Source organism: Nonomuraea sp. NPDC050153, from assembly GCF_044460125.1.
In the GTDB taxonomy this organism is placed as follows: domain Bacteria; phylum Actinomycetota; class Actinomycetes; order Streptosporangiales; family Streptosporangiaceae; genus Nonomuraea.
Genome location: NZ_JBITJQ010000053.1, coordinates 41,757 through 60,240 on the forward strand (window position 1 = coordinate 41,757; position 18,484 = coordinate 60,240).

Consider the following 18,484-nt stretch of genomic DNA (forward strand, 5'->3'; position numbering starts at 1 on the left):
GGGGGTGAGTGCGCGCCGACCGGCCGCTCGTGCTGCGGCGTGGGACGCGCCCGGTGGGGCGGAGGCGGATCGTGCGATCAGGCGCTGGTGGCGAGGTCGGCCGGCCGCACCTGATGGGCGAGCGGGAGTCCCGCGGCAAGGCGTTCCAGCTCGGCCACGACGGTGCGGCCGAGTCGCTCCAGTTCGTTGCCGATGGAGCCGGCGATGTGCGGGGTGAGGAACACGTTCGGCAGCCGGTAGAGAGGGGAGCCGGCAGGCAGGGGCTCGGGGACGGTGACATCGAGCACCGCGCTGATCCGGCCGCTTGCCAGCTCGTCGGTGAGCGCCTCGTGGTCGATCAGGTTGCCGCGGGCGGTGTTGATCAGCACGCCGCCGTCCGGGATCAGCGCCAGCCGCGCCCGGTCCAGCATCCGGTACGTCTCGGCGGTGTCGGGGGCGTGCAGCGTGATGATGTCGCTGCCGCGCAGCAGGTCGTCGAGTGCCAGTGGTACGGCTCCGAGCGCGGCGGCTGCCGCGTCGCCGACGTACGGGTCGTGGAGCGAGAGTGCCAGGTCGAAGGGGCGCAGCAGTTCCATCACCCGACGCCCGACGCGGGAGGCGCCGACGACGCCGACGCGCCGGCCGAGATTGCCCAGGCCGGAGACGTCGCCGGCGGTGGGGCGGGCGTGCCCGAGCCGGTAACGCTCCGCCAGCGTGAAGACGCCCTTGCCGGCCAGCAGGATGACGGCGAGGGTGTATTCGGCGACCGGCAGGGCGTTGGCCTGCACGGCGCTGGAAACGGTGCGCCCGCGTTGCCAGAACGCCTCCCCGACCAGGTGCCGGACGCTGCCGCCCGCGTGCAGGACCATCCGCAGCCTGGGCATGGCCGCCAGCGCGGCGTCGTCGATGCGCGGGCAGCCCCAACCCGTGATCAGCACCTCGCTTTCGGCCAGCGCGGCGGCCGGCGCCGGGTCGGCGAAATCGCGCACGACGAGGTCCGGGTCGATCCGCGCGAGTTCCCGCAGCCGTTCCATCAGCGGCGGCGGGAAGAGCGCGGGAAGGTGCACCGGGTCCATCGCGAACAGGGCTGCGGGCAGCGGGGCAGAAGGCATTCTTTTCCTGGTTCGACGGGGGGATCAGGACGCCGGCAGCCGGTCTGCCGGCTGCGTGGAGCGAGTTATGAAACTAGTATCATTGACTTGCCCGCGCAACAAGCCCGTAACACCGCCGACGTGAGTCGGGCCATGGTTGTCCCGCTCTGGCGCATGACGCAGGGATCGAGCCGGCGAACCTCAGCCCGCCGGGGCGGGCTCCACCGGCTCGCGGATCAGGGTGCGGACTCCCTGACGACCAGCCGGCTCGGCAGCTCCACATGGCCGGTGGCCTCGTCGAGGCCCAGCGCCAGCCGGGCCCCGCGGACACCGACCTCCCAGAACGGTGCCCGGACGGTCGTCAGCGAAGGTGTGAGGTCGACCATGTGCGGGGCGTCGTCGAAGCCCACCACGGCGACGTCGGCCGGGATCGCGAGGCCGAGGCTCCGCGCGGCGCGGTAGACGCCGATGGCGACGCCGTCGGTGACCCCGACCACCGCCGTGGGCCGGTCTGATCTGCGCAGGAGCTCCTGGGACGCGTGCGCCGCGGCCTCGGTCTCGTTGGGGCACTCGAGCGCCAACGATGGATCGACCGTCAGGCCGGCATCCCGCAGGCCCAGCTCGTATCCGCGCAGGCGTTGCAACGGGGAGGTCTTGTTCGGGTGCGTGCCGATGAAGGCGATCCGCCGGTGGCCCGCCGAGGTGAGGTGGTTCATCGCGGTGCGCACGCCGCCGACCTGGTCGTAGTCGACCGACAGGACGTTCGGCAGCGCGGGGATGGCCGGGTGTCCGCACAGCACGAGCCGGGCGCCGATCGTCTCCAGGTCATGGGCGTACTCGGCGATGCGCCGTTCGAACTCCACGCCGGTCGCCGTCGAACCGGCGAACAGGACCGCGGCGGCCCGCTGCTCGCGCAGCGTCTCCATCAGGTCGCGCTCTCGCGCGGCGTCGTCGCCCGTGGTGCTCACGATGAAGAGGTTTCCCTGCTCGGCGGCGACGCTCTCGGCGCCGGCGGCCATCGCGGCGAAGGTCGCGCCGATCATGTGGGTGGCGAGGAAGGCCACCGAACGCCGGCCCCGCCCCATCATGGCCTGTGCCAGCCCGTTGACGACGTACCCGAGCTCCTCGGCCGCGGCGAGGACCCGCTCGCGGGTGTCGGGGCGCACGAGCGGGCTGCCGGCGAAGACGCGAGAGGCCGTCGACGGGGAGACGCCCGCGCGGGCGGCCACGTCACGCAGATTCGCCCCTGAGGTCGGGGCCGGGCCGCGCGTCCCGCGCCGCCGGTTCGGAGCGTTGGTGGGCGCGGTCATGCAGGTCATTGTAGGACTCCTGGCCGACGCGGGGCGGCGGAGCCGGGCGCGTCACGTTCGGCCGGACGGCGACGCCGTGCCTGCGGCCCTCTTGACGGCCTGCCGCTCAACTCGTAATTTACCGCTCTGAAACTAGTTGCAAACGACGGCGGAACGCGGCAGCGTGGGCGCGCCGACCGTCCGAGACACACGCTGTTCGATGGCTGCGGGGGCCAGTTCGAAGGACAGGGCGATGGCAGTGAACGCACGTCGCAGCGGCTTTCGAAGGAGAAGAAGATGCACAACCCGCGAACTCCGGCACAACGGACCCGAACCGGACGCCGGGTGGTCACCGCTATCGCGGCCATGGGCCTGATCGGGGCGCTCGCCGGGTGCGGAGGGAACGCCGGATCGTCGGGGAAGACGGAGATCCGCTTCGCCTACGCCGCCGGGGACGAGACGTTCAACACCGTCCTGAAGGCGGTGGCCGACGCGTACAACGCGCAGGCCAAGGGCTCCACCGTGCGGCTGGACCCGCTGGCCGGGGGCATGGACTATGCTACGGCGGTCAAGACGATGGACGCCACGGGCAACTGGCCGGCGATCATCGACATGAGGGAGACGCGGACCTACATCGCCGCCGGCAAGCTGGCGCCGATCCCGGACCAGGTCACCTCCCTGCTCGACGACAACGTCTACGGCAAGGCCGAGGACGGCAACGTGTACGTCGTCCCCGCGGGCCCGCTGAACGGCGAGATCGGGATCAACATCGTCTACGACAAGGACTACTTCGCCGAGCACGGCCTGAAGGTGCCGGCCACCTACGACGAGTTCGTCAAGCTGCTCCAGGCCGTCAAGGCCAACGGCGACACTCCGCTGGCGACGGCGGCGGGTGAGATCTGGCCGAGCGATCAGCTGTGGAAGCCGCTGGCCTCTCCGGTCTTCGCCCGGTGGAGCGACAAGGGCGGGTTCTGGAACGCGGTGGAGGAGGGCAAGGCCTCGATCAAGGATCTGCGTGAACCTCTGGAACGGCTGAAGTACATCACCGACAACTTCGTGCTGGACGGCTGGCAGTCCACCACCGACGCGCAGACCAGCACCCTGCTGGTCAACCACAAGGCCGTCATGGCGACCTCGTCCGCGGGGACCGGCCGCCTCAACGACATCCAGAAGGTCGACCCCAAGTTCAACGCGGGGCTCTTCATCATCCCGGACGACCAGGGCAACCTCGACGTCCTGAAGAACGCGATCAACGGGGAGACGGCCACCGGCCTGTCCATCTCCGCGCAGGCGCGGAAGAACGGGGCCCAGTATCAGGCGGCGGTCGACTTCCTGACCTATTTCTACTCGGTGGAAGCCGCGAACGTCATGGAGAAGAGCGGCGGCATCGCCCCCAACATCAAGCGGTCGGCCGAGATCACCCGCAACACGTCGGTGCCCGGGGCGCAGGACTACTTCGACCTGCTCAAGAACCCGAAGCTGGTCTGGTACGACAACGATCCCCGCTCGACCAGGTTCAGCGCGTTCGCCACCTTCTTCCGCCAGGCGCGGATCGAGATGCAGGACGGTCAGACCACGCTCGACCAGGCCATCGCCAAGACGCAGGCCGAGTTCGACAAGACCGTCAAACAGGGCTGAGCAGGACCACGGGGAGATGGATGTGCGAGACGAGAGGGCACCGGTCGTGACCACCGAGCGTTCCCCAGGCGTGGCCGTGCTGCCGAAGAGCGGCACGAGTGACAGGGCGGCACCCGTGGGAGGCGCTCCGCCGGCCCGCGCCGGCCGCTCGCGGCGGCACCGGACGATCATGTTCCTGTTCATCGCGCCCGCGCTCGTGGTCTACACCGTCATGGTCATCGCGCCGTCCCTGCAGTCGATCCAGATCAGCCTGACGGACTGGGACGGCGTCAACCCGTCATACGACTACATCGGGCTGCGCAACTACGGCGAGATCCTCGGCAGCGGGCGGTTCTGGAACGCCGTCACCAACACGTTGCTGCTGGGCCTCGGCTCGGCGCTGATCATCAACGCGATCTCGCTCGGTGTCGCGCTCCTGCTCGACCGGCTCCGGCGCTGGCAGGGCCTGTTCCGCACCGCCGTTTACCTGCCGGCGCTGGTGAGCGGCTTCATCGCGGCGACCATCTGGAAGTACATCCTCAACTACAACTTCGGCGTCGTGAACACGACCCTGCGGGATCTGGGCGTGGAGGCGTGGGCGCGGAACTGGCTCGGCGACAGCGGCCTGGTCGTCTGGGTCCTGCTGTTCATCATCTGTTTCACGCTCGGCGGGAACACGACGCTCATCTACCTGGCCAACCTGCAGTCGGTGCCGCCGTCGCTGATCGAGGCGGCGCGCATCGACGGCGCCTCGGGCCGGCAGGTGTTCCGCTACGTCACCTGGCCCATGCTCGCCGGTTCGGTGACGGTCAACCTCACGCTCGCGGTGATCGCCGGATGGACGATCTTCGATCAGGTCATGGTCCTCACCGCCGGCGGTCCCGGCTTCGTCAGCGAGACGATGGCGTTCTTCATCTACAAGGTCGGCTTCGGCGAGTACCGGGCCGGGTACGGTAGCGCCGCCGCCATTGTCCTGTTCGTCGTCGTGCTGGTGAGCACGCTGGCGGCGAACCGGTACATGCGCAGCAGGGAGATCCAGGCATGAGCGTCACCTCCGCCGCCCGCCCTCGCACGCGTCGCAAAGAGCCGCGCGCCCGGTTCACGACCGGCGAGATCGTGTCGATGGTCGTCCTCACGGCTCTCGTCGCGGTGGTCGCCTTCCCGGTGCTGTACGCCCTGCTCAATTCGTTCCGCGGCTACGCCGACATCACGCGCGACCCGATGGGCCTGCCGACCTCGTTCAGCCTCGACAACTACGTTCGGCTGTTCCAGGACACCGACTACGGCGAGGCCGTGCTCAACACGCTGATCATCACGGTCGTCACGATCGTGCTGCTGCTCGCGGTCGTGCCGATGGCCGCGTACGGGATCGAGCGCATCGGGGGCCGCCTGTCGCGCGTGATCTACCTGTTCCTCATCGCCGGGCTCATGATCCCGTTCCAGGTGCGGATGATCCCACTCGTCAAAGGGATGAACGAGGTGGGGCTGTACAGCACGCTCACGAGCGTGATCCTGGTCCATCTCGGCGCGTCGGCGTCATTCGGCATCCTGCTGTACTGCAGCTTCATCAAGACCGTGCCGGTCGAGGTCGAGGAAGCCGCGTACATGGACGGCGCCGGGCCGCTGCGCACGTTCTGGTCCATCGTCTTTCCGATGCTTCTCCCGGTGACATCAGCCTTCGTCATCATTCAGGCGCTGCTGCTGTGGAATGACTTCTTCATCCCGCTGGTCTTCCTCGACTCGACGTCGGCGGGCACGATCAACGTCGCGATCAACCGGATGGTCGGCCTGCTCACCTCCCGGTGGGAGCTCGTCTACACCGGGGCGATCCTCGCGGTCATCCCCTCAGTGATCATCTTCATGGCGTTCCAGCGCTACTTCATCAAGGGCATGGCGATCGGCGCGGTGAAGGGATGAGCGCACGCCTTGACGGGCCGGTGGCGCGGACCGCCCTCATCACCTGGCATCTGTTCGTCGCGTCGGCGTGTTTCCTCGTGTGCTGCGCGCCGTACTTCCTGTTCGAGCGGTTGATCGGCTGGCAGCCCAGCCATGGCGCGCTGTGGCTCGGCGCGCTCAGCCTGATGCCGGTGGGCCCGGCGCTTCGAGGACTGCTGGCGACCGTGCACGCGATGGTGAGCGAGGGCCGGTACCCGGGCCGCCCTGTGGGCCGGTTCGTCGGTGCGATCCGGCGGAGCTCCCGTGGTCTGAGAATGCTCTGGTGGTCGCTGCCGGCACTTGCCCTGCTTCTCGCGTACGACGTCGCTCTCTACGGCGGAACGAACTCGGCCGTGCCGGTCCTCGCCGGGACCGTCGGGATGCTGCTGGGACTGATCCTCATCGGCGCCACGGTCGTGGACACGCGACAGCGCGGGCTCGCGGTGACGCTGCGCATCGTGCTCGAATCCGCCGCTCGCCGCCCCCACATACCGCTGGCCTGGCTGTTTCTGCTGCTGACAGCGGTGCTCGTCGCCAATCTTCCGCTCGTCGGCCCGAGCCTCCTGCTCTTCGTCCCCGCCGCGTGGGCGACAGCGGTCGACGTCGTCAACCGCTCCTGGCAGTTCGCCGCGCGAGCCCGCGAGAAGACATGACCGGTGCCCCCGGGGACCGTACGGATCCGTGACGGGCCGATCTGACCTGCCAAGGGAATGAGATGCCATACGCCGACCTCGACGAGATCACGCTGCACTACCAGGACACCGGCGCGGGTGAGCCGACCCTGCTGCTCGTTCACGGGTGGGGTGGTGACCTGCGGGTGTGGGAACCGCTCGACTTCCGTGATCACCGTACTGTCGCCGTGGACCTGCGCGGCCACGGCCGGTCCTCGGCGCCGCGGCACGGCTACCGGCCGGGTGATCTCGCCGGCGATCTCGCTCAGTTGCTGCCCCGGCTGGGGGCCGGACCGGTGGTGGCCATCGGCCATTCGATGGGCGCACAGGTGGTGACCGCCCTCGCCGTCGAACATCCCGCCCTGGTCACCGCGCTCGTCGTGATCGACCCGGCCTACGGCGCCGACGACGAGGAGGCCGGGGGCTTCCACGATCGCCTGGCGCGCTTGCGGGCCGAAGGCGCCGCGGCCGCGCTCGACCCGCCCATCCCTCTGCCGCCGGGGGTGCGCGATCAGGTCCTGGCCACTCCAGGACCGGTGCTCGCCGCCTGCTACGCCGGCCTCTACACCGAGCCGGGCGCGTTCGGGGCACGGCCGGCGTCCGAGCGTTACCTGGCCCGGCGCCGGTGCCCGGTGCTGTGTCTGCGCGCGCGGGCCGAGCCCAGCGTGTGGGAGGCGGCCCTGCCGGCGCCTCCCGGCTCGCGAGTGGAGGCATGGGCAGGCAGCGGCCACTTCCTGCACCTGGAACACCCCGCCAGAACCATCCGCTTGATCACCGACTGGCTGGACCGGCTACCGAAGGAGAAGCAGCCTCCGCACACTTCCGGCTGACCCCAGGAGCTCAACCGGTCAGCGATCATCCCGCACGCCGAGGTCGCCGCGCCTGGGCGCCGTGGCGATCGCCTGCCTCAACACGGTGACGATCCAGATCGTGCAGGGCGATCCCGGCTCAGGAAGCGGTGTGGACGGTCGCGGCGGGGGCCTGATCGTCGGCCGGATGGTCGGCCGGATGGTCGGCATGGACACCGCGGTCGATGCGGTCGGCGTGGTAGAGGCCCTGGGCGAGCAGGCGGCGCACGTGCTCGTCGGCCGCGCTGTAGTAGACGAACGTGCCCTCGCGGCGGCCCTTGACCAATCCGGCCAGGCGCAGTTTGGCCAGGTGCTGACTGACCGTGGTGGGGGAGGCGTCGGCCAGCTCGGCCAGGCAGGCGACGTTGGATTCGCCCTGCAGCAACGCCCACAGGATCTTGATGCGAGTGGGGTCGGACAGCAGCCGGAACGACTCGGCGGCCAGGTGCACCTGTTCCTCGTTCGGCATGTCGAAATCGGTCAGCGAGGTGTGCATGAGGTCAGCATATCCCTGAACCTCACCACTTGCATATCTGCGTGAGTGCGCATATACGATGCTTCGGTGACAACAGACCTGAGACCTTCCCCCGCCGCCCCGACACCGGCAGTGACGTCCCGGACCGCCACCTGGTGGCGGTCCGGGGCCGGCTCGCTGACCGAGGTGCGCTGGGCCATCGCCGCCACCACGCTGTTCGCCGCCGGCGGCCTCGCCCAGCTGGCCGGGACGCCGCCCTGGCTGTGGTGGACCCTGTACCTGGCCTGCTACGCCGCCGGCGGTTGGGAACCGGGCCTGTCCGGGCTGAAGGCGCTGCGCGAGAAGACGCTGGACGTCGACCTGCTGATGGTCGCCGCAGCCATAGGCGCGGCAGCGATCGGGCAGGTCTTCGACGGCGCGCTGCTGATCGTCATCTTCGCCACCTCCGGCGCGCTGGAAGCCGTGGCCACCAAACGCACCGAGGACTCCGTGCGCGGCCTGCTCGATCTGGCCCCGGACCAGGCCGCCCGCGTCGACGACAGCGGCGAGGAGGAGATCGTGGCGGCCGCCGACCTGCGGGTCGGCGACATCATCCTGGTACGGCCGGGAGAACGGATCGGCGCCGACGGCCGGGTGGTGGCCGGCGCCAGCGACGTCGACCAGGCCTCCATCACCGGCGAGAGCCTGCCCGTGGACAAGCAGACCGGCGACGAGGTGTTCGCCGGCACGTTGAACGGCACCGGCGCGCTGCGCGTGCACGTCACCCGGCCGGCGTCCGAGACGGTGATCGCTCGCATCGTGGCGATGGTCGAGCAGGCCGGCGCCACCAAGGCCCGCACCCAGCTGTTCATCGAGAAGGTCGAACAGCGCTACTCCATCGTCATGGTCGCCGCCACCCTCGCCCTGTTCACGCTGCCCCTGCTGTGGGGCACGCCGGTGCAGGACAGCCTGCTGCGGGCCATGACGTTCATGATCGTGGCCTCGCCGTGCGCGGTGGTGCTGGCCACCATGCCGCCGCTGCTGGCCGCCATCGCCACCGCCGGCCGCCACGGCGTGCTGGTCAAGTCCGCGGTGGTGATGGAACAACTGGCCGACGTCACCCACGTCGCCTTCGACAAGACCGGCACCCTGACCGAAGGACGCCCGTACCTGGCCCACCTGCGCGCCCTGCCCGACCCGGCGGGTGACCCCGAGGCGAAGGCGGGAACGGACGCCGACCGGCTGCTCGCGCTCGCGGCCGCGGCCGAGCAGGGCAGCGAGCATCCGCTGGGTCGCGCCATCGTCGCTGCCGCCCACCACCAGGGGCTGCCGCTGCTGGCGGCCACCGAGTTCGCCGCCCTGCCCGGGCGAGGTGTGCGCGCCCGCGTCGACGGCCAGGTGGTCGATATCGGCAGCCCCGCCCACCTGCTGAATCCGGCCACGTCCGCTGACGCGGCACCGGCCCGCGCGGTGGTGGCCGAACTCGAGGACGACGGGCACAGCGCCGTGCTGATGCTCCTGGACGGACGCCCCGCCGCGGTCCTCGGCCTGGCCGACCGCATGCGCCCCGGCGCCGCGCAGGTGGTCACGCAGCTGACCGGCCTGACCGGCACCACTCCGGTGCTCCTGACCGGCGACAACCCGCGGGCGGCGGACCGGGTGGCCGGCCAGGCCCGGATCACCGACGTACGGGCGGGCCTGCTGCCCGAGGACAAGGTGCGCGCGGTGCGCGAACTGCAGCAGCACCAGGCGCGGGTGGCGCTGGTCGGCGACGGGGTCAACGACGCCCCTGCCCTGGCCACCGCCCACGTCGGGATCGCGATGGGCCGCTCTGGCGCCGACCTCACCCTCGAGGCCGCCGACGCGGTCATCACCCGCGACGAACTGGCCACCGTCCCGGCCGTGCTCGCCCTCGCCCGGCGCGCCCGCCGCCTGGTGGTGGCCAACCTCGTGATCGCCGGCACCTTCATCGCCGTGCTGGTGGCCTGGGACCTGTTCGGCGACCTGCCGCTGCCGCTCGGCGTGGCCGGGCACGAGGGATCCACCGTCATCGTCGGCCTCAACGGGCTGCGGTTGCTGCGCGACGCCGCCTGGCGGCGAGCCTCGACCATGACCATGACCACGCCCGCGGGCCGGCAGAACTGACCACGACCGCCGCCGAACTCGTCCCCGTCCGGGGCCCACCTGGGCCTCGGCGGGCAGGCCCGCCACCGACCGGCTCGACTCCGGCGTGCTCCTGCCCGTACGACTCCTCTACACCGGCGCCCCTGGCCTGCACGCCACCCGTGTCAGAGCCGGCTGCCGTTCGAGCCGGCGTCTGAGGGCGGTACGGCCGAGGAGGGCTCTGGGTCAGGTGCTCCACGAACGGGTGGTTCACCGACGCGATCAGCCGGCCGCCGGGTCTGAGCACGCGCCGCATCTCGGCCAGCGTCGGCCCCCAGTCCTCCAGGTAGTGCAGCACCAGCGACGCGACCACGTCGTCGAACGAGCCGTCGGCGAACGGCAGCGGATCACGCAGGTCGACCACGTGCAGGTCCGCGTCGTCACCGAGCCGCCGCCTGGCCACCGCCAGCATCCCGGCGCTGGCGTCGACGCCGGTGACGACGGCACCGCGGTCGCGTAGCGCGGCCGACAGAGGGCCCTCATTGACTCGGCGCACTCACCACGCCGCTGACGTCGGAGACCGCGATGGTGCCCTGCCCAGGGTCAGCGCGGTGAGCGCGAGAGTCCAGAGCGATGTGGCGATTGTCGCTCATCACCCAAAGCCGACCGGGTGGAACCTGAACCTTGAACTGCAGATGCGAAGCGGGTCGGGCGGCCACGTACGGCTCGTCCAGCGCCTTGTCGTCCACCTGAAGCCGACCCTGGGAATCACAGCAGACCACAGTGCTTCCCGGTACGCCGATGACCCTCGACACGTGCATGGCATCTGGGGTGATGCCACTCCAGTCGCCCGGTATGAAGGCGATGACTTCACCCAGGCGGGGAACGTAGTCGTCGTCGGTCCGCCGCACAGTGAGGTCCGCCCCCATCTCGATGGTCGGCTTCATCGACTCGCTCGTCATGGTGATGCGGAACCAGCCGGCAGCCTTACTCAGGAGCCCACAGCCTGCGGTGGCAATCAGGGCCGGAAAGACAAGCGCCACGGCGACCATACGCAAAGGAATCACCAGGGCATTATCCGCGACAACATGTCAGATAACGCCGTGCTCACCGCCCCTGCCTCGGCATGCGTCCACGCGCCCCGCGGCACACACCGTCGACCCGCCTGGTGCACTGTAGCGTTACCAGCGAGTAGGCGACCCAAACAGACGCCGACCGCGAGGTGGCCCGGCTCGGCTCGGCCGGTCCCGTAAACGACCGTTCTCGGGGCGGCCCTCACACACCTCAAACGACCTTGAAAAAGTGGAACCCCGGGCGCTGAGTCCCGTCACGCGGGGACCGGTCCCGGCCGGCCCCGCGCACACTACCGTCACCAGCACCCCCCACCGAGGAGGAGCCATGCGCTTCACCGTCATCGCCGCCCTCGCGATCGTCGCGATCGCCGGCCTGACCCCGGCCGCCCAAGCGTCCACCACCGCCGTCGCCAAGCCCAACGTGCGCGCCTGCTACGACGGCAACTGCAAGCTCACCCTGACCAAGAGCGTCTCGTTCCGGGTCAGCCCCAAGTTAGGTCTCACTCGCCTGTACATCAGCTTCTCCGCGGACGGGCTGGCTGTGAGCGGCACGGGCGGCAGCAGTGTCGAGTCGTCCGGTTCGGTGGACGGGACAGTGACCGTCAACGGCATCAAGATCCGCCCCCTGTCCCTGTCGGACAGCCGGGCCGTGCTGCGCCTCTCCACGAAGAAGCGATAGAGTCGCTCAGCAGCAGAAGCAGCGACATTTACCGTGGCACGTCACATCCAGGGGAACGGGTCATCATCGGCAGGCGGCTTCCGCCATGTTCATGTCGCCTGATCCCAGTTCATGACTGGCTTGATCATCGCCACCTGGCGCTCGAACTCCTGCGACGTCAGGTCACGGTTGGAGTGAGCGGCCACCATCATGACGTAGGCGTCCATGATGCCGTTGTATGCCGCGGCGCCGACAGGATCAGGCGCCAAGGTATCAGACTTGACTTATATAAGCGTAGGCTGGCACGATCTCCGTCGTGCACGCGTTCGACATCCTCGGCGACCCCGTGCGCGGCGCACGTTGTCCCAAAGGAAAAGAATGATGCGCCCCATGAAATACACCGTCTCCATCGAGATCGCCCTGCCGCGGGAGAAGGTGCTCCAGCTGATCGCCGACCCGGCACACCTGCCGAAATGGCTGCGGGGCCTGGTGCTGCACGAGCCGCTGAGTGGGGAGCACGGGCAGCTCGGCACCAAGTCGCGGGTCGTGATGCAGATGGGCCAGCGGAAGATCGAGCTCACCGAGACCATCACACGCCGGGAACCGGCAGACCTGCGGGAGATCCCGAAAACGAGCGTCGTTCACTTCGACCGCGAGATCGCCGGCGAGGGCATGTGGAACGCCGCGCGCGAACGGCTGACCGAAGCCGGCCCGGAAACGACGCTCTGGGAGAGCGAGAACGAATACCGGTTCAGCGGCTTTCTGATGAAGCTGGTGGGACTTCTGATGCCCGGCGCCTTCCGCAAGCAGTCGCAACAGCACATGCAGGACTTCAAGGCGTTCGCCGAGCAGGGAAAGGACGTCCGCGAAGCGACGGACTGATCTGCCGTAACTGGTCAGGCGTCTGACGGCGTGGCGTGTTGATCTTCCCTTCGTTCGTAGATGACCGCTGGGGCAAGCTCCACCGGCGCTGTCCGGAGATGACCGTTGCCGAAGGCGGCGAGGCTGGATGGCTGCGGCGCTGTACTCGGTGGCCAGGTCCGCCAGGGAGACCTCGCCCCCGGCGTAGCGGCGGCGGATGGAGCGTCGGGCGGGTTCGGGCAGTTTGGGTTGCTTGCCCTTGAGCTTGCCGTTCTTCTTGGCCAGGGCCATGCCTTCACGGGTGCGCAGGTGCCCGAGGTTGGCCTCGAACTCGGCGACCATAGCCAGGGTCTGCAGGAACAGCCGCCCGAACGGGTCGTTCCAGTCGTAGACGGACGCGCCCAGGCCGAACAGGACACCGCGGCCGGACAGTCCGGTGAGGATGTCGTTGGCCTCGGCCATGTTGCGGGCGAACCGGTCGAACTTCGTCACCGTGAAGACGCTGCCGTCCCAGACGGCGGCCAGGCCCTGGTCGAGGCCGCCTCGGTTGCGGCGGGTGGTGCCGGAGAAGCCGCGGTCGATGTAGATCCGGTCGGCTGGGACGCCGAGCGCGAGCAGTTGCTCGGTCTGGATAGTGACGCCTTGTTCGTCGGTGCTGCAGCGGGCGTAGCCGACACGTGCTCCGTTCACGCCCTCAAGTGTTCCGGATAGGGGGCCTTGACCGGAACGGTTCGCGGAACACCTATACGGAACACCCCGACCTGGGGCGGTTACCCGGGCGGCTGGTGTTCCGGTTGAGGATCGCCTCACGGAACACCACCGGACCTCCCGCGCGAGATGCGCTTGTCACCCGGCGGGGGACGGCGTCCTGCTCCCAAAGCTGTCTCAAACCCCAATGCATATGTGAGCTAGATCACGGTTGAGGTTGACCCTGGGTCAGGGTGGAAGCTCGGCGCAGCGGCGCGACGCCGACCCGGACATAACAACGTCGAAGGGCAAACCACCATGACGATCAGCCTTTCCGATCAGGACAAGAGCACCCTGCGGATTGCCGCGTACGGCGCCGTGTCGCTGATGACCGCCGCCGGTGCGGCCGACAAGCCTCACAAGATCGCCACCTCCGGCAGCATCGCGCTGGGCTCGGCCACCGGCCTGATCGGGCATGTGCTGGCCGACTACCCCAAAAGCAAGGACCTGACCGGCAAGTCCGTGGCCGAGATCGCCGACCGCGTGCTGCCGGCCCTGACCACGGCCATGAACCTCCTGAAGCAGCAGGATCCGGCCGAGGCCGGCAACTTCCGCAGCACCGTCCTCATCGCCGTCGAAACCGCCCAGATGCACCAGGGCCAGCCGAGCCCCGCCACGGCCGAGATGGCCCGCAAGATCACCGAAGCCCTCGACGCCGCCGGGGCGGCCGTTGCGGACAGCGGGGCCGTGCCGGAAACCGCGGCCGGGCAGGATCGCCCGGAGCTGCAGAAGGCGATTGAGGAGATCGTCGATACCGGTTTCGTCGGGGTGTCGCTGCGCGTGCACGATGAGCGGGGCGAGTGGGCCGGCAGCGCCGGGGCAGCCGAGCTGGGCGGGACCGCCAAGCCGCCGGTCAACGGACATGCCCGGATCGGCAGCAACACCAAGACCTTCACCGCAACCCTGGTGCTGCAGCTAGTGGCCGAGGGCAGGATCGAGCTGGACACCCCGGCGGCCGACTACCTGCCCGAGTTCGGGCTGGACCGCCGGATCACGGTGCGGATGCTGTTGCAGCACACCAGCGGGCTTTTCAACTTCACCGGCGAGGTCTACGACGACGGGTCGATCGTGCACGGGATCCCCGTGCCCTACGGCACCACGGGCAAGGAGTGGGTGGACAACCGGTTCAAGACCTACCGGCCGCAGGAGCTGGTGGAGCTGGCGTTGTCCAGGCCGGCGCGGTTCGAGCCGGGGACGGGCTGGAGCTATTCCAACACCAATTACGTGCTGGCCCGGCTGCTGATCGAGAAGGTCACCGGCCGCTCGCTGGCCGAGGAGATGCAGGAGCGGATCCTGGGGCCGCTCGGGCTGTCGGGCACGGTGGTGCCGGACGCCTCGCCGGAGCTCCCTGAGCCACACACCCACATCTACTACCGCTACGAGGACGCCGGCCAGCAGAAGACGATCGACATCACCCGCCACAACCCCTCCTGGGTCTCCACCGGCGGTGACATGATCTCGACCAGCCAGGACCTGGCCACGTTCATCACCGCGCTGATAGGCGGCAAGCTCCTGCCGGCCCCGCTGCTGGCCGAGATGTGCACCCCGCGCGCCACGGGCATTCCGAACTTCGAGTACGGGCTGGGAGTGATCGTTCAGAAAACGGAGTGCGGCGGCACCGTCATCACCCACAACGGCGGCACGGTCGGCTCCACGACGCTGATGTACGGCACACCCGACGGCAGCAAAACCATGACCGCCGTACTGAACTGGGTGGACGACGCCGACATGTCCATAGCGACAACGGTCCAGAACGCCCAGCAAAGGCTCGTCAACGAGGTGTTCTGCGGCGAGCAGGCCGATCCGGCTCAGCCGGCGCACTGAACACCTGTGACCCGTACGCCTCCAGAGGCGCCCCCTTCCGGTCGTGCATCAGGGAGAACGTGAACCGGGGCCACATGCTCGGCTGGGCTGTACCTGGTCGCCGAGCTCGAGCACAAGGCAGGATATTGCCGATGAACGGAGTCACGATCGGGCAGGCGGCGGCCTTCGTCGGCGTCACCGTCAAGACGGTGCGCCACTACCACAAGCTCGGCCTGGTGAAGGAGCCAGAACGCGACAGCTCCGGCTACCGCAGGTACGGATCGGCCGAGCTGTTGCCGCTGGTGCAGGTCAGGACGCTCGCCGCCGCCGGGGTGCCGCTGGCCGACATCGGGCCCCTGCTCGACGCCGACGCCGCCCAGTTCGCCGCCGCGCTCACCGACGTCGAACGGCAGCTCACCGAACGGATCGAGGAGCTGATCGCGCGCCGTGACATGCTGCACCGGCTCGCCGACGGAGACCGGGCCCTGCTGCCCGACCACGCCGTGGCGCTGCTGGAGCGGCTGTCCGGCCTCGGCATCTCCGCGGAGGAGGTGGCGGCCACCAGGGAGGGCTGGGTGCTGGCCAGGGCCCTGGTCCCTGAGGGATTCGACGACTTCCTCACCCATGTCGAGCACGCCCTCGACGACCCCCGCTTCGTCGCGTTGAGCAAGCACGCAATCGAAGCCACGGCGTGGGAGCCGGACGATCCGCGCCTGCCCGAACTCGCCGCTGCCATCGCCGAGCACTTCCTCGCCAACCCCGCACACCTGAAGATCGTGACCGGCCTGCAAGGCCGCACCGACGCCGCGGCCCGGTACCACCTGATCGCCCACCACGGCGAAGAGCAGGGATCGGCCGCGGCCCGGGGGGTCGCGCTCGTCGAGGCCAAGCTCCGCGCTGCGGGCATCCATATCCCCAGACCAGACACCCACTGACCGCGCCGGTCCCCGGTCCTTCGACCCGGGGACCGGCGGGGGCTGCCGGCAGACGCCGCTGGAGCGGCTCGTCCCACGCTGGGTGCATCGCCTCAGCCATCCACGCGTCCTTCGACGGAGCGGCCAAAAGGACAGGATCGCGCAGCCAGGCCGGGCACGACGGGCGATTCGCCGTCCAGCTCAAGGAAAGCCTCAGGACAAGAACGTCGGCCGTTGGCCGCGATCCTGGCCGCTACACCACCTCCTCGTCCACGCCGCCCTCGCCCTCAGGCACGTCGGGTATCTCGCCGAGCTGCCGCAGCCCTTCGGCCGGCGCGGAGGAGGCGATGGCGTAGCGGCCCAGGACGTTGAGGTGGGCGTGACCAAGCGGGCTGAGCCGAGCGGCGTCCTTGTCTTTGACCGGGATGCCGTGGGCGCGCAGCTGGTCGACGGCGGCCGACAGGTACTTCGAGTTCCACAGCGCGACCGCGTTGACGACAAGACCAAGAGCCGCCAGTTGATCTTAACCGAAATGATCTTGAAAGGCCCGGTCGACTTGGAGTTCAAGCGGTCGGGCACGGAGCGTGACTGGAAAGAATCTTGAGTCGTGCCAGCGGTGGGCGTGTCGTGCGATGGCTTGAGGAGTGCCCAGGTGGCGGTGCTGGATCGTCCGGCGTCAGGTCGGAAGTCCGGCATGCCGAGGTGGACGGTGGTGTGCTTGGCGGCGAGCTGGCGCATCGTGGCGAGTTTCTGCTCGGCTGCGGCGAGGCTGGCCTCGATCGCGGCCACTTCGCCGAGCCAGCCGTGCTCTTTCGCCTCGGTGAGGCGGTCGTGGAGGTTGGCGTGGATCTCCTCGAGGCGCGGCATCTGGGTCGGATCCGGCCCAAGCTGGGGACATCTGACACAGGCGTGCTCGTGCTGGCAGGGGGTTCCGTAGTCGCGGGTGCAGACGCCCAGGGCGACCTTGCGGAGTTCGAAGTGGCCGAGGAACTCCTGCCATTCTTCGGGGGTGATGTCGCGGTATTCGTCGCTGGGTCTCAGGGATCGGCGGCGGGCGATGAAGGCCCGGTGGTGGGAGATGACGTCCTGGGGGTAGATCGCGGCGTATCCCATCGTGGTGTCGAGGACCCGATGGCCAGCGATCTTGGCGGCGATGTGGGGTGGGAGCCCGGACCGGATGGCGTCGGTCAAGAAGAGCCTGCGGAAGTCGTGCGGGCTGAAGGTGAGCGGTTGTCCGGTGGCGTCGGCCAGGCCGCTGGCGGCGAGCGTCCGTTCGAGGCATTTGTGCACGTAGTTGCGGGATATGGCTCGGTGCTCGGGGCCGTGACGGCGTTGGAACAGGAACGGCATCGGTGAGCTCCAGACCCGTTCGTTGGCGTCGTAGGCCGACACCAGTGGAATGGCGGCCCTAGCGGCGCGGACGCGGTGGATGATCGCGGTGAGCACCTCGCCGAGTTCCGGCGAGATCAGCAGCAGTCTTTCCATGTCGAGCTTCGACGGGGCGATCTGCAGCAGCCGGGCCCTCGTCAGGGCTGGCACGTTCGGTTTCTCGATCGGCACCAGGCCGACGTTGCACGCCTCGGCCACGATCAGCGCGGCCAGGCTGACGCCGAAGCCTTTCATGGGCGCATCAGCGCCGGAGATGTGGGTGAAGTCGTCCGGCAGGCCGGTGCGGTCGAACACCTCCAGCAGCAGCTCGGGAAAATCCAGCCGCGGCAGCATGTCGTCCAGCAGCGCGCAGCTCCTTAATCAGCGGCGGATCCTCGGCCGCTCCGAGCTTCTCTATCTGCAGCCGGCCGCCGACGAACTGCACCGCGGTGTTGGCGCCGAGCCCGTCCAGCACCCGGGCATAATCGCCCTCCAGCGCGCCGGCGAGCTCGGTCAGATGCCCAGCGGGTTCGATCTCCAGCTCCAACGAGGTGAGAATGCGCGGCCGCGCCTGCTGCCACGCATCCCCGTCCAGCAGCCGGGCGCGCGGGTCGCTCCACCTCTCCGACCCTTCGGCGAACACATCACGCCGCCGCAGCGCCTGGTGCAGGTGCATGACCGCGCACAGCACGAACGCGGCGTTGTCGATCTGCCCCTCCGGCAGGTCCGGGTTGCCGAGCCGCAGCCGGCCACGTCTCCGACGAGGGCCAGGATCGAGGCCCGCGCCCAGTACTCGTTCAAGATGTTGCTCTCGGTTTCCGCCGAATACGCCTCGGCGAAGCCGTCGTAGCCGTTCACCTGGTCCGGATCCGCGGGCTGGGTTGCGGCCGAAACCCAGGCAGGATGCCCTCCGGCAACATTCTCCGGCAGGTCGGTTACGCGGTCCATCGTCGCAGCCTAAGTGGTCGTCTGCGTAAATCTCTCGGGGGTTACGCGGCTGCGTCGAGTAAGGCAGGCTGATGCTCGCAGCCGGTGAGCTGCTGGGAGTTGCGCTCTTTCTGTTCGTGTCGCTC

The 18,484-nt window shown here is 69.2% G+C and carries 17 protein-coding genes and 2 pseudogenes; 11 read left to right on the forward strand and 8 right to left on the reverse strand.

From position 1 onward, the window contains the following. Positions 1-77: 77 nt before the first annotated feature. Positions 78-1,091, reverse strand: a complete 1,014-nt coding sequence (locus ACIBQ1_RS58350) for a hydroxyacid dehydrogenase (RefSeq protein ID WP_397291930.1) — start codon at positions 1,089-1,091, stop codon at positions 78-80. 215 nt (positions 1,092-1,306) lie between these two features. Then, positions 1,307-2,380, reverse strand: coding sequence for a LacI family DNA-binding transcriptional regulator (locus ACIBQ1_RS58355; protein ID WP_397291931.1), 1,074 nt, complete (start codon positions 2,378-2,380; stop codon positions 1,307-1,309). 276 nt (positions 2,381-2,656) lie between these two features. On the opposite strand from ACIBQ1_RS58355, the gene ACIBQ1_RS58360 reads away from it, so the two are divergent. From ACIBQ1_RS58360 to ACIBQ1_RS58380, 5 genes are all read left to right on the forward strand, one after another. Continuing rightward, positions 2,657-3,997, forward strand: coding sequence for an ABC transporter substrate-binding protein (locus ACIBQ1_RS58360; protein ID WP_397291933.1), 1,341 nt, complete (start codon positions 2,657-2,659; stop codon positions 3,995-3,997). Between the two features lie 22 nt (positions 3,998-4,019). Further along, positions 4,020-5,021 (forward strand): carbohydrate ABC transporter permease, encoded by a 1,002-nt coding sequence (locus ACIBQ1_RS58365; protein ID WP_397291934.1) that lies wholly within the window; start codon positions 4,020-4,022, stop codon positions 5,019-5,021. After that, on the forward strand, positions 5,018-5,893 hold the full coding sequence (locus tag ACIBQ1_RS58370; protein ID WP_397291935.1) for a carbohydrate ABC transporter permease: 876 nt from the start codon (positions 5,018-5,020) through the stop codon (positions 5,891-5,893). The genes ACIBQ1_RS58365 and ACIBQ1_RS58370 overlap by 4 nt, the downstream gene beginning before the upstream one ends. Further along, positions 5,890-6,564, forward strand: a complete 675-nt coding sequence (locus ACIBQ1_RS58375) for a hypothetical protein (RefSeq protein ID WP_397291937.1) — start codon at positions 5,890-5,892, stop codon at positions 6,562-6,564. The genes ACIBQ1_RS58370 and ACIBQ1_RS58375 overlap by 4 nt, the downstream gene beginning before the upstream one ends. Before the next feature lie 62 nt (positions 6,565-6,626). Then, positions 6,627-7,412, forward strand: a complete 786-nt coding sequence (locus ACIBQ1_RS58380) for an alpha/beta fold hydrolase (protein WP_397291938.1) — start codon at positions 6,627-6,629, stop codon at positions 7,410-7,412. Between the two features lie 118 nt (positions 7,413-7,530). Here ACIBQ1_RS58380 and ACIBQ1_RS58385 read toward each other — a convergent pair whose 3' ends face one another. Beyond that, entirely contained in the window at positions 7,531-7,926 is a 396-nt protein-coding gene (locus tag ACIBQ1_RS58385) for an ArsR/SmtB family transcription factor (RefSeq protein ID WP_397291939.1), read from the reverse strand. 66 nt (positions 7,927-7,992) lie between these two features. Between ACIBQ1_RS58385 and ACIBQ1_RS58390 the strand changes: the two genes are divergently transcribed. Continuing rightward, complete coding sequence (locus ACIBQ1_RS58390; RefSeq protein ID WP_397291941.1) at positions 7,993-10,029, forward strand: heavy metal translocating P-type ATPase; 2,037 nt, start codon at positions 7,993-7,995, stop codon at positions 10,027-10,029. On the opposite strand, the gene ACIBQ1_RS58395 is transcribed toward ACIBQ1_RS58390, so the two are convergent. After that, positions 9,944-10,543, reverse strand: coding sequence for a class I SAM-dependent methyltransferase (locus tag ACIBQ1_RS58395; RefSeq protein ID WP_397291942.1), 600 nt, complete (start codon positions 10,541-10,543; stop codon positions 9,944-9,946). The genes ACIBQ1_RS58390 and ACIBQ1_RS58395 overlap by 86 nt on opposite strands. Next, a complete protein-coding gene (lepB, locus tag ACIBQ1_RS58400; RefSeq protein ID WP_397291944.1) occupies positions 10,527-11,054 on the reverse strand; it encodes a signal peptidase I in 528 nt (175 codons plus the stop codon). The genes ACIBQ1_RS58395 and lepB overlap by 17 nt, the downstream gene beginning before the upstream one ends. 331 nt (positions 11,055-11,385) lie before the next feature. Between lepB and ACIBQ1_RS58405 the strand changes: the two genes are divergently transcribed. Then, positions 11,386-11,739: a hypothetical protein gene (locus ACIBQ1_RS58405; protein ID WP_397291945.1), complete on the forward strand. Its 354-nt coding sequence runs from the start codon at positions 11,386-11,388 to the stop codon at positions 11,737-11,739. Positions 11,740-12,108: 369 nt separating this feature from the next. Beyond that, positions 12,109-12,600: an SRPBCC family protein gene (locus ACIBQ1_RS58410; RefSeq protein WP_397291946.1), complete on the forward strand. Its 492-nt coding sequence runs from the start codon at positions 12,109-12,111 to the stop codon at positions 12,598-12,600. A gap of 255 nt (positions 12,601-12,855) precedes the next feature. On the opposite strand, the pseudogene ACIBQ1_RS58415 reads toward ACIBQ1_RS58410, so the two are convergent. Continuing rightward, positions 12,856-13,389, reverse strand: a pseudogene (locus tag ACIBQ1_RS58415) (recombinase family protein); the annotation flags it as partial. Positions 13,390-13,584: 195 nt separating this feature from the next. On the opposite strand from ACIBQ1_RS58415, the gene ACIBQ1_RS58420 reads away from it, so the two are divergent. Next, positions 13,585-15,150, forward strand: a complete 1,566-nt coding sequence (locus ACIBQ1_RS58420) for a serine hydrolase domain-containing protein (protein ID WP_397291948.1) — start codon at positions 13,585-13,587, stop codon at positions 15,148-15,150. A 131-nt stretch (positions 15,151-15,281) separates the two neighbouring features. Then, entirely contained in the window at positions 15,282-16,064 is a 783-nt protein-coding gene (locus ACIBQ1_RS58425; protein ID WP_397291949.1) for a MerR family transcriptional regulator, read from the forward strand. Positions 16,065-16,296: 232 nt separating this feature from the next. Here the strand turns inward: ACIBQ1_RS58425 and ACIBQ1_RS58430 are convergent, their stop codons facing one another. Further along, on the reverse strand, positions 16,297-16,560 hold the full coding sequence (locus tag ACIBQ1_RS58430; RefSeq protein WP_397291954.1) for a Tn3 family transposase: 264 nt from the start codon (positions 16,558-16,560) through the stop codon (positions 16,297-16,299). Positions 16,561-17,147: 587 nt separating this feature from the next. Then, positions 17,148-17,765, reverse strand: a pseudogene (locus ACIBQ1_RS58435) (tyrosine-type recombinase/integrase); the annotation flags it as partial. Between ACIBQ1_RS58435 and ACIBQ1_RS58440 the strand changes: the two are divergent. Then, positions 17,764-18,261, forward strand: coding sequence for a hypothetical protein (locus ACIBQ1_RS58440; protein WP_397291951.1), 498 nt, complete (start codon positions 17,764-17,766; stop codon positions 18,259-18,261). The pseudogene ACIBQ1_RS58435 and the gene ACIBQ1_RS58440 sit on opposite strands and share 2 nt — an antisense overlap. The last annotated feature ends 223 nt before the right edge of the window (positions 18,262-18,484 follow it).

What these genes read in the sequence shown, in the direction of transcription:
- ACIBQ1_RS58350 (WP_397291930.1), bottom strand. Translation starts at nt 1,091, where the DNA reads ATGCCTTCTGCCCCGCTGCCCGCAGCCCTGTTCGCGATGGACCCGGTG.
- ACIBQ1_RS58355 (WP_397291931.1), bottom strand. Translation starts at nt 2,380, where the DNA reads ATGACCGCGCCCACCAACGCTCCGAACCGGCGGCGCGGGACGCGCGGC.
- ACIBQ1_RS58360 (WP_397291933.1), top strand. Translation starts at nt 2,657, where the DNA reads ATGCACAACCCGCGAACTCCGGCACAACGGACCCGAACCGGACGCCGG.
- ACIBQ1_RS58370 (WP_397291935.1), top strand. Translation starts at nt 5,018, where the DNA reads ATGAGCGTCACCTCCGCCGCCCGCCCTCGCACGCGTCGCAAAGAGCCG.
- ACIBQ1_RS58375 (WP_397291937.1), top strand. Translation starts at nt 5,890, where the DNA reads ATGAGCGCACGCCTTGACGGGCCGGTGGCGCGGACCGCCCTCATCACC.
- ACIBQ1_RS58380 (WP_397291938.1), top strand. Translation starts at nt 6,627, where the DNA reads ATGCCATACGCCGACCTCGACGAGATCACGCTGCACTACCAGGACACC.
- ACIBQ1_RS58385 (WP_397291939.1), bottom strand. Translation starts at nt 7,926, where the DNA reads ATGCACACCTCGCTGACCGATTTCGACATGCCGAACGAGGAACAGGTG.
- ACIBQ1_RS58405 (WP_397291945.1), top strand. Translation starts at nt 11,386, where the DNA reads ATGCGCTTCACCGTCATCGCCGCCCTCGCGATCGTCGCGATCGCCGGC.
- ACIBQ1_RS58410 (WP_397291946.1), top strand. Translation starts at nt 12,109, where the DNA reads ATGAAATACACCGTCTCCATCGAGATCGCCCTGCCGCGGGAGAAGGTG.
- ACIBQ1_RS58420 (WP_397291948.1), top strand. Translation starts at nt 13,585, where the DNA reads ATGACGATCAGCCTTTCCGATCAGGACAAGAGCACCCTGCGGATTGCC.
- ACIBQ1_RS58425 (WP_397291949.1), top strand. Translation starts at nt 15,282, where the DNA reads ATGAACGGAGTCACGATCGGGCAGGCGGCGGCCTTCGTCGGCGTCACC.
- ACIBQ1_RS58440 (WP_397291951.1), top strand. Translation starts at nt 17,764, where the DNA reads ATGTCGTCCAGCAGCGCGCAGCTCCTTAATCAGCGGCGGATCCTCGGC.